Origin of the sequence: Formivibrio citricus (assembly GCF_900115065.1) — a bacterium.
Lineage (GTDB): Bacteria > Pseudomonadota > Gammaproteobacteria > Burkholderiales > Chitinibacteraceae > Formivibrio > Formivibrio citricus.
This window is the reverse complement of the sequence record NZ_FOVE01000011.1, coordinates 87,372-101,841: the sequence shown is the minus strand read 5'-3', so window position 1 is coordinate 101,841 and position 14,470 is coordinate 87,372. Positions and strand designations below refer to the sequence as shown.

Sequence of the window (14,470 nt, the reverse complement as noted above, 5' to 3'; positions counted from 1 at the left end):
ATGGGTGGCGAGTTCGGCGGCTTGCCGGGAGTTGCTTTCGGTTTCCCGGGCGCTGGAGGAGATGTGGCTGATGCTGACGGTCATCTGTTCCACTGCAGCAGCCGTGGAGGCGGTGGCTTCGGAGGTCTGCTGGCTGCCGCGGCTGATCTGTTCGGTTTCTTCGGTCAGTTGCTGCGAGGCAGTGGCGAGCGTAGTGGAGGCCTGGTTGAAGCGGGCGACGATGTCGTGCAGCCCTTGCTGCATGACGCGCATGGAGCCCAGCAGGCTGTCGGCCTTGCCGTGGGCGTCAATGCTGCGCGAGAGGTCGCCGTTGGCAATGCCTTGCGCGATTTCGGCGGCGTATTGCGGCTCGCCCCCGAGCTGGCCGAGGATGCTGCGCATGGTGCGGATCGCGAGGAAGGCGACAACGGCCAGCAAGACTGCACCCATACCGAGGAAGGCGGCGGCACGCTTCCAGAAGGTTTGCTCGATATCGTCGGTGAAGAAACCGATGCCGGGCATCCAGCCCCACGGCTCGAACTTCAGTACGCCATTCAATTTGGGATACCGTGCGTCCTTATCCTTGTCTCCCGGCTTGGGTGCCATGATGGAGAAGAACGCCTTGTTATCCTTGCTCTGCGCCAAGCTATCCCGATAGGCTTGGGCTGTGGAACGCCCGTCCGGCATCTTGCCGCCATCGTCCTTCACGCCCACTCGGCTCGGGATGGGATGGAGAACGAACATGTCCTCCTTGAGGGAGCGAATGAAGAAATAGTCGCTGCCTTTTTTCTGTGCGGCAATGGATTCCTTGGCGCGCGCCTGCGCTTCTTCCCGGCTCAGCTTGCCGCTCGTTTCCTGCCCGTGGAAATATTTAAGCTGGGCATCGGCAAAATCCAGCAATTGGGCAATCTGCGCGCGACGCTCTTCCAGCAGGCTCTGGCGCATCTGGTACAAGCCGTCCACAGCCATCACCAGCAACCCCAGCAAGGATGCTGCCACCATGATCCAGATTCGCGTACTCAATCGCATAGCCCGCCTCCAGTTTTGTGTTTTTAATGTTTAAAACAAAAAACGCACGATACCACAGCAGAATTAAATCAACGACAATAGATTTCCCTTTGTATTCAATACCATATTTTTAACTCTTGCCACCATTTCAAATTTTCATCGTGCGTCAGCACAAAGAAACACCTGCAAGTAACAAAAGAAAGTTACTTCAACAGTCGGCGCACTGGGGCGGGCAGCCCGAGTGTTTCGATATCGACAAGGTCAAACCAGCCTGTCCCGGAATCCGTCACGACAACAGCTCCGTTCACGGCACCGGGAAGTGGCGTTATCGCCAGATGGAAGTGGGTAAACGTGTGCCGGACATCCGGCAAAGGGGGATCAAAGTCGACGTTCACGCCATAACGGCAAGCGCAGAGGCTGGCCGCCGACAGGGTGTCCTGCGCTTCGGGCAGGCTCCAGAGCCCGCCCCAGATTCCGGCGGGCGGGCGCCGTTCCAGAAAAATGCGCCCGCGTGCATCGCGGATCAGCAACAGGACCACATGCCGTTCCGGAATGGTCTTGCGCGGTTTGGGCGCAGGCAATTGGGACTGTCGACCGGCAATACAGGCAACGCAATCCTCTTTGACCGGACAAGCCCCGCAACACGGTCGGGTTCGCGTACAAACCTGACTCCCCAGGTCCATGAGTCCTTGCGTATAACCGGCGATACCGGATGACGGCAACAGCGATTCGGCAAGCTGCCACAACGTGTTTTCGACGCGTTTTTCGCCCGGCCAGCCTTCGATCCCGGCCCAGCGCGCCAATACCCGCTTGACATTGCCGTCCAGAATGGCGGCGCGCGCGCCAAAGGCGAAAACGGCGATGGCGGCCGCGGTCGAGCGCCCCACTCCCGGCAATTCGATCAAGGCTTCGGGCGCTTGCGGAAAATGGCCGCCATGGCTGTTCACCAGCATTTGCGCGGCGCGGTGCAGATTGCGCGCCCGGCTGTAATAGCCAAGACCGCTCCATGCTGCCAACACATCGTCCGGCGAAGCAGAAGCCAGTGCAGCCACGTCGGGAAAGCGTGCGATGAAATTCAGGAAATAGGGAATAACCGTGCCGACCTGAGTTTGCTGCAGCATCACCTCGGACAGCCAGATACGGTAAGGATCGCTTACCTGCCAGGGCAAGTCATGCCGCCCGTACTGCTCCTGCCAGGCAATCAGTCGGTCGGCAAAAAGGGGATTGGAAGCCGTCACTTTTTCTTGTCGGTCTTTTTCTTGGCCCGGGACGTGCTCTTTTTGGCTGCGCGGGCCTTCGCCTCTTCCTGCACCTTTTTCCGGGCAACGATCTGCTCGCGCAAGCTGGCATAGTCAACCTTGTAGTCCGGGGCGGACAAAGCGCCGGAAAACAGGATTGGCAACTCCAGCCCGGCCAATTCGGCGAGTTCCGGCACTTTGGGATTGGCGCTGGCTTTCACCGCGTAATCCAGGCTGGAAGCGTCCAGATTGATAGTTCCGCCGCCCTTCAACTTCAACACGCCGGCCGTGACCGCCAGGTCGTTGTTGCTGGCGACACCATGACGCAATACCAGCGAAGCCCTCAGCTCGCTGAAACTGGTACGGGCATCGAGATTGGCTTGCTGCACCGGCGCATTTTCGCCGTTGAGCAACTTCAATTGCCGGTTGGCCGCGCGCAGAACCGATTCGACATCAATGCCGCGGATCGCGCCCTTGTTCAGGACCAGCCGCACACCACCACCGGCGGTTTTGCGCAAGTCAGAAATCTTGCGCCCGACCGCAGCCACATCGAGGTCCAAATGCCCGCGCCCTTCGAAGCGACTGGTCTGCATGGTGTCGGTGAGCAAGGCGTTGATATTCATGTTGGTCAAGCGTTGCTGCAAGCGCCATGCCGGCGCGCGACGACTGGCATCGACCTCGGCACGTCCGGTGAGTTGCCCCTCGTAGATGGTTGCAAACAGTGGATCAACCACGAATTTGCGCTTGCTCACCGCCAGCTTTCCGGAAAGATTGTTGACGTGCAGGCGGCGCATCACAAGCTCGCCGATCTTGAGGATGCCCTGCGCCTCCAACTTGTCCAGCCACCACAAGTCGAACGGCTCGTCCGGATTGATCGCCTTGGCATTTTCGGCCACGGCAGGCAGATAGGGACTCAAATCCAGCTTGGCCAGATCGACATCAAACTTGTACCGCGGCGCCACGAAATCATCGACCCGGACACTGGCGGAAACGGGGGCCCGATCCAAAGTGCCCCGGCTCACCAGCTCAGCATATTCACCCCGCAAATCCAGTTTGCCGTCGCCTTGCAGATCGAAGGGGATCACGCCGCGCGGCAGGTTGCGGTTGCCATAACTCCCTTCCAACCGGTAGCCAGGTAACGATATCTGCGTCCCTCCCAGCAACTCCAGCGGGCTGGAAAACGCCAATGCCAGATTCTGCTCCGGGCTGGTCAACTTCATTTCGATCTGGGCGGTATCCGCGCGCAATACGCCATACCGCTCACCGGCCAAGGCCGGAACCTGGGCCTGAACGGAAAACCCGCCCGAGGGACTTTGCATCGCGGCCTGGAGCTTCAACCGCCCCAGATCAAGACGGGATTCCTTGAAGCGAATCTCCGGCAAGTCGATTTCTGTTTTCCACTTCTGGTCGGCCCGCTGCACCTCTCCGGCCAGCTTGAGCTCGCCGCCGGTCAGGCGCAGGGGGCGCCAGCCATAAATCAGGTTTCCGGTCACCGACAAACTGGTGTTCGCAATGCGCAACGCCTCGGAACTCGTGCCCTCCTGCTGCAGCCTGACATCCAGATCGGCCACTAGCAAACGTCGGTCGTTCGCGCTGTAACGCATCGCGGCACTGCCACTTAGACGGCCTCGCCAGTCTTCGGCCTTGCCTTCCTTGCCAACGACCAGCGAGCCGGACAAATCCAGGTGCCCGTTCTTGGGATCTGCCAGGTTTTCAAAACGGGCATCCAGTCCGGAAAGTCGTAAATTGTTGCCGAGGAACTCATCGTAAAGCCGCAGGTTGGCGGACCTGAAACGCAAATGTTCCACGCCGAACTGCAAGCGATCGCCACCGCTTTGCGCCAGCAGATCGTCAAAATTGTAGCTGCCGTCCTCGCGGCGGACCGCAGCCAGCATCGCACCGTCAAAAACCAGCTCCCGCACCAGCGCTTCGCCCCGTGCCAAGAGCGGCCAGAGCGCCAGCCCGACCTTGATCCGGTCGGCACGGGCAAAAACTTCGCTGCTTCCCGGCTCGGTCAGCACGACATCGTTCAACAGCAAAGCCGGGCGCGGCAGGACAATCACATGCGCATCTCCGCGGATATCCAGCTTGCGGTGCGTGCTCTTGGCGATCTGGGCGACAAGTTCGGCGCGCACCGGATCGATCGAAACGAAATACGGGACGACACCGACCAGCGTGACCAAGGTCACGGCCAGCAGCAAAACGATGCGAAACAAGCGGTTGTGTCGCCAGTCCATACTCTCACGCGAAACAGTCAGGAATCAGGGATTATGCTCAGGTTGCGGCAAAATTCAAAGTATCTGCGAAAGCAGAACCTGTTTAATGATCTGAAGCGGGAAGCCGTCAGCGAAGTAAATATCAGCGCAAGAGCCCCGATCACAGCTTCGCAACAAGATCGCAGACAGGTTCTCGAATGTGGAATAGCCCCATATCCGCATTACCGCTCTTCGATTAAAATCACGCCCTTGCGAATTTCTTTCGACGGGAATGTCACCATGCGCATCACGATTATTGGCACCGGCTATGTAGGTCTTGTTACGGGCACCTGTCTGGCCGAATACGGCAACGACGTACTGTGTCTGGATGTTGACCCGCGCAAGATCGAGATCCTGAAATCCGGCGGCATCCCGATCTACGAACCGGGGCTGGAGGAAATGGTCAAGCGCAACGTCGAGGCCGGCCGCCTGCGTTTCACCACCGATATTGAAGAATCGGTCGCCCACGGCACCATCCAGTTCATCGCGGTCGGCACGCCGCCCGACGAAGACGGTTCGGCCGACCTGAAATACGTGACTGCCGCAGCCCGCAACATCGGCAAGCACATGACCGGTTACAAGGTGATCGTGGACAAATCCACGGTACCGGTCGGCACTGCCGACAAGGTCAAGGCTGCGATTGCCGAAGAACTGGCCGCACGCGACAACACCACTTCGTTCGCCGTGGTTTCCAACCCGGAATTCCTCAAGGAAGGCGCCGCCGTCGAAGACTTCATGCGCCCGGACCGCATCGTGATCGGTGTCGAGGACGACACGGCGCGCGACCTGATGCACAGCATCTACGCGCCCTTCGTGCGCAACCACGACCGCATCCTGTACATGGACGTCCGTTCGGCCGAGCTGACCAAGTACGCCGCCAACGCCATGCTGGCCACGCGCATCTCGTTCATGAACGAGCTGGCCAACCTCGCCGAAAAACTCGGCGCCGACATCGAATTCGTGCGCAAGGGCATCGGCTCCGACCCGCGCATCGGCTATCACTTCCTCTACCCCGGCGTCGGCTACGGCGGCTCGTGCTTCCCCAAGGACGTGCAGGCACTGCAGCGCACCGCAGCCGAGTATGGCCAGAACCTGGAAATCCTCAACGCCGTCGAATCGGTCAACTATGCGCAAAAGAGCGTACTGATCCACAAGATCATCCAGCGTTACGGCGAAAACCTCAAAGGGCTGCATTTCGCCCTGTGGGGCTTGTCCTTCAAGCCCAACACCGACGACATGCGCGAAGCGCCCAGCCGCATCGTGATCGACGGTCTGCTGGCTCGCGGCGCAACCGTCACGGCCTACGACCCGGTTGCCATGCACGAAGCGCAACGCGCCATCGGCGAAAAAACCGGGCTCGCCTATGCCGACAGCCCCAAACAGGCACTGGAAAGCGCCGACGCGCTGGTCGTCGTCACGGAGTGGAAAGCCTTCCGCAGCCCGGACTTCGACGAGGTCAAGACGCTGCTGAAGCAGCCGGTGATCTTCGACGGCCGAAACCTGTACGAGCCGGAGCGGATGAAGGCCGAAGGGTTTGAGTACTATCCGATCGGGCGCAAGCAGCCCTGACGACAAAAAGCCCCCGATGCAAATCGGGGGCTTTTTCGTGCTTGGCGTCTTCTATAGCCGCCCAGCCCTGTCCCGCGCAAACTGCCAGGCCACGCGCCCGCTGCGGGCACCGCGCGCCAGCGCCCATTGCAGCGCCTCGCGCCGCACCTCTTCATCCCAACACCCGAAGCCCAGCCGCGCCAACCAGATCTGCACCGCAGCCAGATAGGCATCCTGATCCATGGCGTAGAAGGTCAGCCACAGGCCAAAGCGCTCCGACAGCGCCATCTTTTCTTCCACCGCATCGGAAAAATGCACCTCGCCGTCGACGTGGCGCGTCGCGGCGTTCTCCTCGAAATACTCCGGCACCAGATGCCGGCGGTTGGACGTGGCATAGACCAGCACGTTGGACGAGGGGGCGGCAATTGAGCCATCCAGCACGGTCTTCAGCGCCTGGTAACCGTGGTCGCCTTCTTCAAATGAGAGATCGTCGCAAAAGATGATGAAACGCTCCGGACGACCAAACAGCAGATCGGTGATTTCCGGCAGATCCTGCAAATGCGCTTTCTCCACTTCGATCAGGCGCAAGCCCTCATGGCGGAACGCCTGCCACACCGCCTTGATCAGCGAAGATTTTCCGGTGCCGCGCGCCCCGGTCAACAGCGCATTGTTGGCCGTACGGCCGGCCACGAACTGGCGGGTGTTTTCGTAAAGACGCGCTTTTTGCACCTCGACTGCCGCCAAGTCTTCAAGACCGATCTCGTGAGGATGGGCCACCGCCTTCATGTAGCCACCTCCATTCCCACTACGCCATCTGAATGCCTGAGACTGCCAATCGACAGCAGGCGGCTTCGGGTCAAGCCACGCATCGGCACGCGCCAGCAAGGCATCCATTCTGGAAACGATCAGCTCGGTATCTCTCATATTTCTTCAATCTCGAATGATTTTATTTTTTAAACAATAAAAAAAATTTTTTGACAAAGCCCGTAAATCTGCTCAGAATTTTTTACATAAAAACCACGCGGATTTGTAGCGAGCAACCATGAACTACATGCCGAGCGTCTCCATCCCCAAATTCCCACCTGAACTTTTCAGTATATCCAGCCCCGCACAGAACCAGTTCACGATCTGTCGCGAGAAGCCGTCAGCGGGGTGAAGAGCAGCGCAAAAACCGGAGTGTACAAGCAGTACATGAGGATTTTGAGCAGCGCATGAGCCCCGATCACGGCTTCGCAGCAAGAGCGCGAACAGGTTCTCAGGCCATACAAACATCATCCTGACGTCGCCAGACACCGGTTTCACCCGCGAAGATTGCGGCCTTCCCATGCTGCGACTTTCGCATATCGATTTGCAGTCATCATCAACCAGCGAGGAGTAATACAGCATGTCACGTAGAGACTTTCTGAAATGCGCTACCGCCAGCGCCGTTGCCGCAGCCGTCGGAACGGTCACCGCCCAGGAAGCACTGGCCGCCCCGGCCGCTCCGCAGACAAACCAGCCCGTCGATCCGCGATTCGACACCATGTTCAAGCTGGGGCCGGACAAGACCAAGTACCGCCTGCTGACCAACAAATACGTTTCCGTCATCAAGATCGACGGCAAGCCGGCACTGAAAGTCGATCCGCAAGGCCTGGCCTTCCTTGCCAACCAGGCGATGCGTGACGTGAACTTCCTGCAGCGCCCTGAACACCTGGGCCAGGTAGCCGCCATCCTCAAGGACAACGAAGCCTCGTCCAACGACAAGAGCGTAGCGCTGGCCCTGCTGCGCAACGCGGAAGTCTCTTCCAAGTTCGTGCTGCCGCTTTGCCAGGACACCGGCACCGCCACCGTGATGGCCAAGAAGGGCCAGCAGGTCTGGACCGGCGCCAACGACGAAGCGCTGATCTCGCAAGGCATCTTCAAGACCTACAACGAAGAAAACCTGCGCTATTCGCAAACCGTCGGCCTCGACATGTACAACGAGGTCAACACCGGCAACAACCTGCCGGCACAGATCGACATCTACGCCAACGAAGGCATGGATTACAAATTCCTGTTCGTGGCCAAGGGCGGCGGCTCTGCCAACAAGATGGTGCTATTCCAGGAAACCAAGGCCATCCTGAATCCGAAGAGCCTGGAAAAATACCTCACCGAAAAAATGCTGACTCTGGGCACGGCAGCCTGCCCGCCCTACCACATCGCCTTCGTCGTGGGCGGCACCTCGTCCGAGCAGTGCATGAAGACGCTGAAGCTCGCCACCACCAAATATCTGGATGGCTTGCCGACCAAGGGTGACAAGTACGGCTCGGCCTTCCGCGATGTCGAACTGGAAAAGAAAATGCTCGAAGCGGCCTACAAGAGCGGCTACGGCGCGCAGTTCGGCGGCAAGTACTTCGCGCTTGACGTGCGCGTCATCCGTCTGCCGCGCCACGGCGCATCCCTGCCGGTGGGCATGGGCGTATCGTGTGCCGGCGACCGCAACATCAAGGCCAAGATCGACAAGAACGGCATCTGGCTGGAAGAGCTGGAACGCAACCCCGGTCGCTTCATCCCGATCGTCGACCGTACCCGCCAGGCCTCGGGCGTCAAGCTGAACATCAACCGCCCGATGCCCGAAGTGCTGGCCGATCTCGACAAGCACCCGGTCGGCACCCAGTTGCTGCTCAACGGCACCGTTATCGTCGCGCGCGACATCGCCCACGCCAAGTTCAAGGAGCGCCTCGACAAGGGCTTGCCGATTCCGGAATACCTGACCAAGTACCCGGTCTATTACGCCGGCCCGGCCAAGCAACCGAAAGACAAGCCGTCCGGCTCGTTCGGCCCGACCACCGCCGGCCGCATGGACAGCTATGTCGACCTGCTGCAATCGAAGGGCGGCTCGATGGTCATGATCGCCAAGGGCAACCGCAGCCAGCAAGTCACCGACTCCTGCAAGAAATACGGCGGCTTCTATCTCGGTTCGATCGGCGGCCCGGCTGCACTGCTGGCCGAGGAGAACATCAAGAAGGTCGAATGCCTGGATTACCCGGAACTGGGCATGGAAGCCGTCTGGAAGATCGACGTCGTCGACTTCCCGGCCTTCGTCCTCGTCGACAACAAGGGCAATGACCTCTACAAGAAGGTCGCCAAGAAGTAATCCGCCCCTGTCTGGCACGCACAAGGCCCGCATCATGCGGGCCTTGTTCATTCGCGGCGGCAGATCGGCCAGAATTGGTCGTTCCATCCATTGATTGACTGGTGTAATCTTCGATTCAGTGTTCCCAAGATGAAAGACGGCGGACTGCAGCGGCAAGCAGCAGAAACACTGAGGGAGCGGATTGTCACGTGTCCTGTTGTTGCGGGGATAATGACAGTGACATTTATTTCAATATGCCACCAATGGTGGCCACACCGCGTTATGCATTGTTTGTTGGAGCCACCATTGGGTAAATTTCTTGCTCCCACCGTTTGCCTGTGCCTTTATTCGGCCGTTTCGCTTGGTGCCTGCGATGACTCCTTCGTGGCTAAAGTACGACGCAACTTTGGATATGCCGATGGACGAAATGAGTGGAGTGAGTTTGTAGCATGCAAGCAGTATCCGCCGTTCGAAGGGAAAAGCATTGTGGCTATCGCCAAACGCCAAGCAGGAACTGCGATCGGCGATAGCGAAACCATGGGAGACTACAACTTAGACATCGCCTTGGTGGACAACAGAACTGCCACCGTTCTTAAGCACGCTTTTTTCAAACGGCGGTTTCTCTCCGACGGGTACCGATTTGACGGCATCGAAATTGATACTGCCAACTACGCTGTTGCACCTAACCTCAGAGCCTTTGGCATTCGCGCCAACTTCCACATTGACTTGGGTTTCACCTCAAGTCAGACACTGAGCCTAGTTATCCCTAGTGGCAAGACATTTAGGGAAGTATTGTCGAACGCCGACATGAACATCATCTTTACCAGGAACTGGCCCTCATGCCGCAATGAAACGAGAGAGGCTACACGGACCCTGGCAATCTCGAATCAAGTTACCCATGGCTATTTCGACCTCATCGTAAGAGAAACCCTGGTCGATACACGAGAGCGTGGAGACGTGAAGAAAACCGACGAATGTGTTTCAAGCGTGGAGCACAAAGAGACGAAGACCTACATACTGAGGTTCAACGGAAGGCATTATGTTGTGCCTGTAAATATGCGTGAGTTTGATTGTCGAATTTGCTAGCCGATGCACATAACCCCTCAATCAACTGGACGCCCGGCAAGCACGTAGGGCGCAATAAGCATCGCGCATTGCGCCGTATGAATTGCCGCCATCAGGCATGCGGCGCAATGCCCTGCGGTTATTGCGTCCTACGGTGTGCGCTGTACATGCTTTGCGGTGCTTCGAGTAGCCGCGCTGTTAAATCCGATCAGACGCCACTGGTCACATAACTAGCACGCCCCCAAGCAGCGTGCTCAGGATTGATGATCCACTTTGACTGAACTCGCAATTCACCCGGAAACCACCGCTCCGCGTCGGGCGGCCATGCGCCGCCCCAGTTCGGTCAGTTCGGTTGCGGTCAGCAGCTTTTCCGCCATCGGATAAATCTGGTCATCCTCGACCCCGGCATGCGCGGGATAGCGGCGCGCGAACGTGTCGGCCAGTTCCTGTGACAACTCGGCTGCCCGGCCTTCGGCAATCGCAACCAAACACACACGGACCTGCTGCCACAACGCGCCCAGCTCGGCATGCTCGGCGGTGATGGCCGCGATCCTTTCGCGCAGGGCAGCATCTCCACGTTGCGACAAGAGCGGGAACAGGTCGTCGTCTTCGTCCTGATGGTGCAACGGCGCGGCTACGTCGAAGTAGCGCAGGATGGCAGCAGCGGCAGACTTGGCCTGCTCGTCCGCGCCGTGTTCCCGGACATGGGCCGAAAGCTTTTTGACCAAGCCGGCATAGTGGCGGACCCGTTCATGGCACGCCATCAGCAGCGCGACGGGCTCATCGAACGAAGCGGCGGGAGAAGCAAAAAAGTCGGTCATGATCGTTCCTTGGTCGCAAAACATCATTATATCCGACTGTTTTACTCAGGATTGGTTTTGTGATTTTTCCCCAACAACAAAAAACCCTCCCGGTTGCTCGGGAGGGTTTCTGCATTACCAGCGGGCAATCATTCCCACTCGATCGTTGCCGGCGGTTTGCCGGAAACGTCGTACACCACGCGGTTGATGCCACGCACTTCGTTGATGATGCGGTTGCTGACCTTGCCCAACAAATCGTAGGGCAGTTCGGCCCACTTGGCGGTCATGAAGTCGCTGGTGCAGACCGCACGCAACGCCACCACGTATTCGTAGGTGCGCCCGTCGCCCATCACGCCGACCGACTTCACCGGCAGGAATACGGCAAACGCCTGGCTGGTCTTGTCGTACCAGTCGAATTCGCGCAGTTCGTCGATGAAGATCGCATCGGCACGACGCAGCAGGTCGCAGTATTCCTGCTTCACTTCGCCGAGCACGCGCACGCCCAGGCCCGGACCAGGGAACGGGTGGCGGTAGACCATTTCGTGCGGCAGGCCGAGCGCCACACCGAGCTCGCGCACTTCGTCCTTGAACAGTTCGCGCAGCGGCTCGAGCAGCGAGAGCTTCAGCGTTTCCGGCAGGCCGCCCACGTTGTGGTGGCTCTTGATCGTGTGCGCCTTCTTGGTCTTGGCACCGGCCGATTCGATCACGTCCGGATAGATCGTGCCCTGCGCGAGCCATTTCGCATTCGGCAGTTTGGCCGATTCGGCCTGGAACACTTCGACGAACTCGCGGCCGATGATCTTGCGCTTGGCTTCCGGATCGGTCACGCCGGCGAGATGGCCCATGAACTGCTCGGTCGCATTGACATGGATCACCTTCACGCCGAGGTGCTTGTTGAAGATGTTCATGACCTGCTCGCCTTCGTTCAGGCGCAACAGGCCATTGTCGACGAACACGCAGGTCAACTGGTCGCCAATCGCGCGATGAATCAGCGCAGCGGCTACCGAGGAATCCACGCCGCCGGAGAGGCCCAGAATCACTTCGTCGCTGCCAACCTGCTCGCGAATCTTTGCGACAGCCTGGTCAATGTAGTTCGGCATCGTCCACGACGGCTTGCAGCCGCAGGCTTCGAGTACGAACTGGTTGATCATCTCGCGCCCCTTGAGGGTATGCGTGACCTCCGGGTGGAACTGCACGGCATAGAATCCGCGCACTTCATCGGCCATGGCCGCAATCGGGCAGGACGGATTGGAAGCGATGGTCTTGAAACCAGCCGGCAGTTCGGTCACCTTGTCGCCGTGGCTCATCCAGACTTCGAGGAAAGTCTTGCCGCCTTCGACACGGTCCGACAGGGAATGGAACAACTTGTTTTCGTTGCAGACTTCGATCTCGGCATAGCCGAACTCGCGCACATGGCCGGCCTCGACCTTGCCGCCAAGCGACTGCGCCATCCATTGCATGCCGTAGCAGATGCCCAGCACCGGCACGCCCAGTTCGAACAGTTTCGGATCGGCCTGATAATCGGATTCGTACACCGAATTCGGCCCGCCGGACAGGATGATGCCCTTGGGGTTGAATTCCTTGATGAAGTCGAGGGAGACATCGAACGAGTGCAGCTCGCAGTAGACATGCGCTTCGCGCACGCGGCGGGCGATCAACTGGGTGACTTGGGAGCCGAAGTCCAGAATCAGGATCTTGTCCATACCGGGCATTTCCGAGGTTTTCATGAGAAGGGCAGCATTTTACCCTGACAGCGGGCAGGCGGCGAGCCTGCAAGCAGGCTCGCGCTACTATCTGGACGGACGGTGCGCCCGATCAGGGGCGTCGGTAGAGAAAGAAGCGCTCCTGGCTCTCGCCCGGACGCGCGCCCTGCCACAGCAGTTTGCCGCGCGTTGCATCCGCAATGCCCGACTGAACCAGCACCAGCGGACAGGCATTTGCGCCAGCCGCATCCGGGCCACGCACGTCAAGCCCGCTAAAATAGGCGATGCCGCCCTGTTGTGCGGAGCCCATCTGCATCAGCTCGATGCACCCTGTTTTGCCGGTCACGGCCTCCTGGAGGCCTTGGCCAACCTCACGGTAGGACTTCGAGGCATCCAGCCAGGGCTGCCACAGCCCGACCAGCAACCCCCATACCAGGGTCAAGCCGCAAGCCCAGCTGGTTGCTGCGCGGCGGCCGAACGGGCGCTTGCCCATGAGAACCCGAACCCAGGCTACGGACAGGCCTACGGCAAACAATGTTCCGATCCCCATGCCCGGCACGTAGGAGGGACTGAGCTGACGCAACTGGCCGGCAAGTCCGTCCGGCCAGCCCAGCATCAAGGCCAGCCAGCAGCCCCACAGGGCGACAGCAATTGCAGCAAAGGTCGTTGTACCGAACCAGAACAGCGACGAGGCCGCGCCGCGCCGCAGGTCATCGACACCACCTGCTGCCAGCACCGCCAAGGGCACGAGGAACAGCAGCGCTTGCGAATCGGAGGGCCTGCCTGCGAATATCAGCCAAGCCACCACGGCAAGCAACTGCACCAACGGCAACAACCAGCGCGAATCGCCCAGATTGCGCCGTACCTGCCAGAGTGCCCAGCCGGCAATCGGCAAAACAGGGAAAGCGAACCAGGCGGCAATCGAATACAGGTAGCCGGGCTGATGAAAAAAGCGTAGCGCACCCAGCCCGCCATAGATGCCAAGAGAATGCGAGACAAGCCAATCGGCAAAAACGGCAGGAGCATGCTGCTGCAGGTAGAGCGGCCACAGCAACCCCAAAGGCAGGGAAACCACAAACGCAGCCAGCAACGCAGCCAGATACCCGCTACGGCGCCAGGCGGGGAAAACCGGCAGCACCAGCGCGCACGCCATGGCCAGCAGCGCTTCGCCCCAAGTCGCACCCAGCAGCAGGACCAGCCAGGTCGCGCCCAGCAACGCGCCAGCATGCAGCGGGCGGCGGCGCGCCAGCGCCAGTGCATACATTTGCCAGGAAAACGCAGTCAAACCCAGAACGGCGGGCGAGGCATGATGCCCCCACTGCAGCAGGCCCACACTTCCCACCAGCAGCACGACAGCCACCCGCCCCTGCCGGCGGCCATGCAGCTCCCGGCCCGCGAGCCCGACGCCCCACAGGGCCAGCGCCATCCAGATGCCGGTGACGATACGCGCCAGATCGTGCAGCGCAATTCCCGTCCAGGCCAGGGTCTTGCCCAGCAAGGCGGCGCACCAGTAATACAGCGGGGAAAAACCAAGATACGGCTGCCCCGCGAGGAGCGGCACACCCCAGTCGCCCCCCTGGAGCATCCGGGCGATCACGGCGACGCTCTGGTTCTCGGCCGGCTTCCAGGGATCGTGACCGACGAGCCCCGGCAACAACCAGAGAACGCATAGAAGCAGCAGGAACCAGGGCTTCTCCGATTGCGGCGGGGTCACCGCCTGCTGGCGCTCGGCCTGCGGGGTATAGGTCAGCATCGGGCGGTCCGAAAATGATTCACAGGG

General features: G+C 59.7%; 10 protein-coding genes. 3 read left to right on the top strand and 7 right to left on the bottom strand.

What is annotated here, in order from left to right:
• From BMZ36_RS08755 to BMZ36_RS08745, 3 genes are all read right to left on the bottom strand, one after another.
• The coding region (locus BMZ36_RS08755) for a cache domain-containing protein (protein ID WP_143086010.1) at nt 1-1,008 on the bottom strand (1,008 nt) is incomplete at its 3' end.
• A 182-nt stretch (nt 1,009-1,190) separates the two neighbouring features.
• Nucleotides 1,191-2,225 carry an A/G-specific adenine glycosylase gene (mutY, locus tag BMZ36_RS08750; RefSeq protein WP_091194665.1) on the bottom strand — a complete coding sequence of 345 codons (1,035 nt, stop codon included), beginning with the start codon at nt 2,223-2,225 and terminating at the stop codon, nt 1,191-1,193.
• Nucleotides 2,222-4,462, bottom strand: coding sequence for an AsmA family protein (locus BMZ36_RS08745; RefSeq protein WP_091194660.1), 2,241 nt, complete (start codon nt 4,460-4,462; stop codon nt 2,222-2,224). Before BMZ36_RS08745 ends, mutY begins: the two co-directional genes overlap by 4 nt.
• A gap of 258 nt (nt 4,463-4,720) precedes the next feature.
• Between BMZ36_RS08745 and BMZ36_RS08740 the strand changes: the two genes are divergently transcribed.
• On the top strand, nt 4,721-6,049 hold the full coding sequence (locus BMZ36_RS08740) for a UDP-glucose dehydrogenase family protein (RefSeq protein ID WP_091194657.1): 1,329 nt from the start codon (nt 4,721-4,723) through the stop codon (nt 6,047-6,049).
• Nucleotides 6,050-6,100: 51 nt separating this feature from the next.
• On the opposite strand, the gene BMZ36_RS08735 is transcribed toward BMZ36_RS08740, so the two are convergent.
• A complete protein-coding gene (locus BMZ36_RS08735; protein WP_091194654.1) occupies nt 6,101-6,952 on the bottom strand; it encodes an ATP-binding protein in 852 nt (283 codons plus the stop codon).
• 460 nt (nt 6,953-7,412) lie between these two features.
• Between BMZ36_RS08735 and BMZ36_RS08725 the strand changes: the two genes are divergently transcribed.
• Together BMZ36_RS08725 and BMZ36_RS08720 are read left to right on the top strand one after the other, a co-directional pair.
• Nucleotides 7,413-9,143 (top strand): fumarate hydratase, encoded by a 1,731-nt coding sequence (locus BMZ36_RS08725; RefSeq protein ID WP_091194645.1) that lies wholly within the window; start codon nt 7,413-7,415, stop codon nt 9,141-9,143.
• A gap of 285 nt (nt 9,144-9,428) precedes the next feature.
• Nucleotides 9,429-10,208 (top strand): PA3715 family protein, encoded by a 780-nt coding sequence (locus BMZ36_RS08720; RefSeq protein ID WP_143086009.1) that lies wholly within the window; start codon nt 9,429-9,431, stop codon nt 10,206-10,208.
• Nucleotides 10,209-10,477: 269 nt separating this feature from the next.
• On the opposite strand, the gene BMZ36_RS08715 is transcribed toward BMZ36_RS08720, so the two are convergent.
• The 3 genes from BMZ36_RS08715 to BMZ36_RS08705 all read right to left on the bottom strand — a co-directional run bounded on the left by BMZ36_RS08715 (nt 10,478) and on the right by BMZ36_RS08705 (nt 14,443).
• Nucleotides 10,478-11,008 carry a hemerythrin domain-containing protein gene (locus BMZ36_RS08715; protein WP_177187834.1) on the bottom strand — a complete coding sequence of 177 codons (531 nt, stop codon included), beginning with the start codon at nt 11,006-11,008 and terminating at the stop codon, nt 10,478-10,480.
• 128 nt (nt 11,009-11,136) lie between these two features.
• On the bottom strand, nt 11,137-12,690 hold the full coding sequence (gene guaA, locus BMZ36_RS08710; RefSeq protein WP_091194702.1) for a glutamine-hydrolyzing GMP synthase: 1,554 nt from the start codon (nt 12,688-12,690) through the stop codon (nt 11,137-11,139).
• Nucleotides 12,691-12,802: 112 nt separating this feature from the next.
• Nucleotides 12,803-14,443 carry an ArnT family glycosyltransferase gene (locus BMZ36_RS08705; RefSeq protein WP_091194635.1) on the bottom strand — a complete coding sequence of 547 codons (1,641 nt, stop codon included), beginning with the start codon at nt 14,441-14,443 and terminating at the stop codon, nt 12,803-12,805.
• Nucleotides 14,444-14,470: the final 27 nt, after the last annotated feature.

Coding starts and splice junctions, on each gene's coding strand:
- BMZ36_RS08725 (WP_091194645.1), top strand. CDS start 7,413: ATGTCACGTAGAGACTTTCTGAAATGCGCTACCGCCAGCGCCGTTGCC.
- guaA (WP_091194702.1), bottom strand. CDS start 12,690: ATGGACAAGATCCTGATTCTGGACTTCGGCTCCCAAGTCACCCAGTTG.
- BMZ36_RS08715 (WP_177187834.1), bottom strand. CDS start 11,008: ATGACCGACTTTTTTGCTTCTCCCGCCGCTTCGTTCGATGAGCCCGTC.
- BMZ36_RS08705 (WP_091194635.1), bottom strand. CDS start 14,443: ATGCTGACCTATACCCCGCAGGCCGAGCGCCAGCAGGCGGTGACCCCG.
- BMZ36_RS08745 (WP_091194660.1), bottom strand. CDS start 4,462: ATGGACTGGCGACACAACCGCTTGTTTCGCATCGTTTTGCTGCTGGCC.
- BMZ36_RS08735 (WP_091194654.1), bottom strand. CDS start 6,952: ATGAGAGATACCGAGCTGATCGTTTCCAGAATGGATGCCTTGCTGGCG.
- BMZ36_RS08740 (WP_091194657.1), top strand. CDS start 4,721: ATGCGCATCACGATTATTGGCACCGGCTATGTAGGTCTTGTTACGGGC.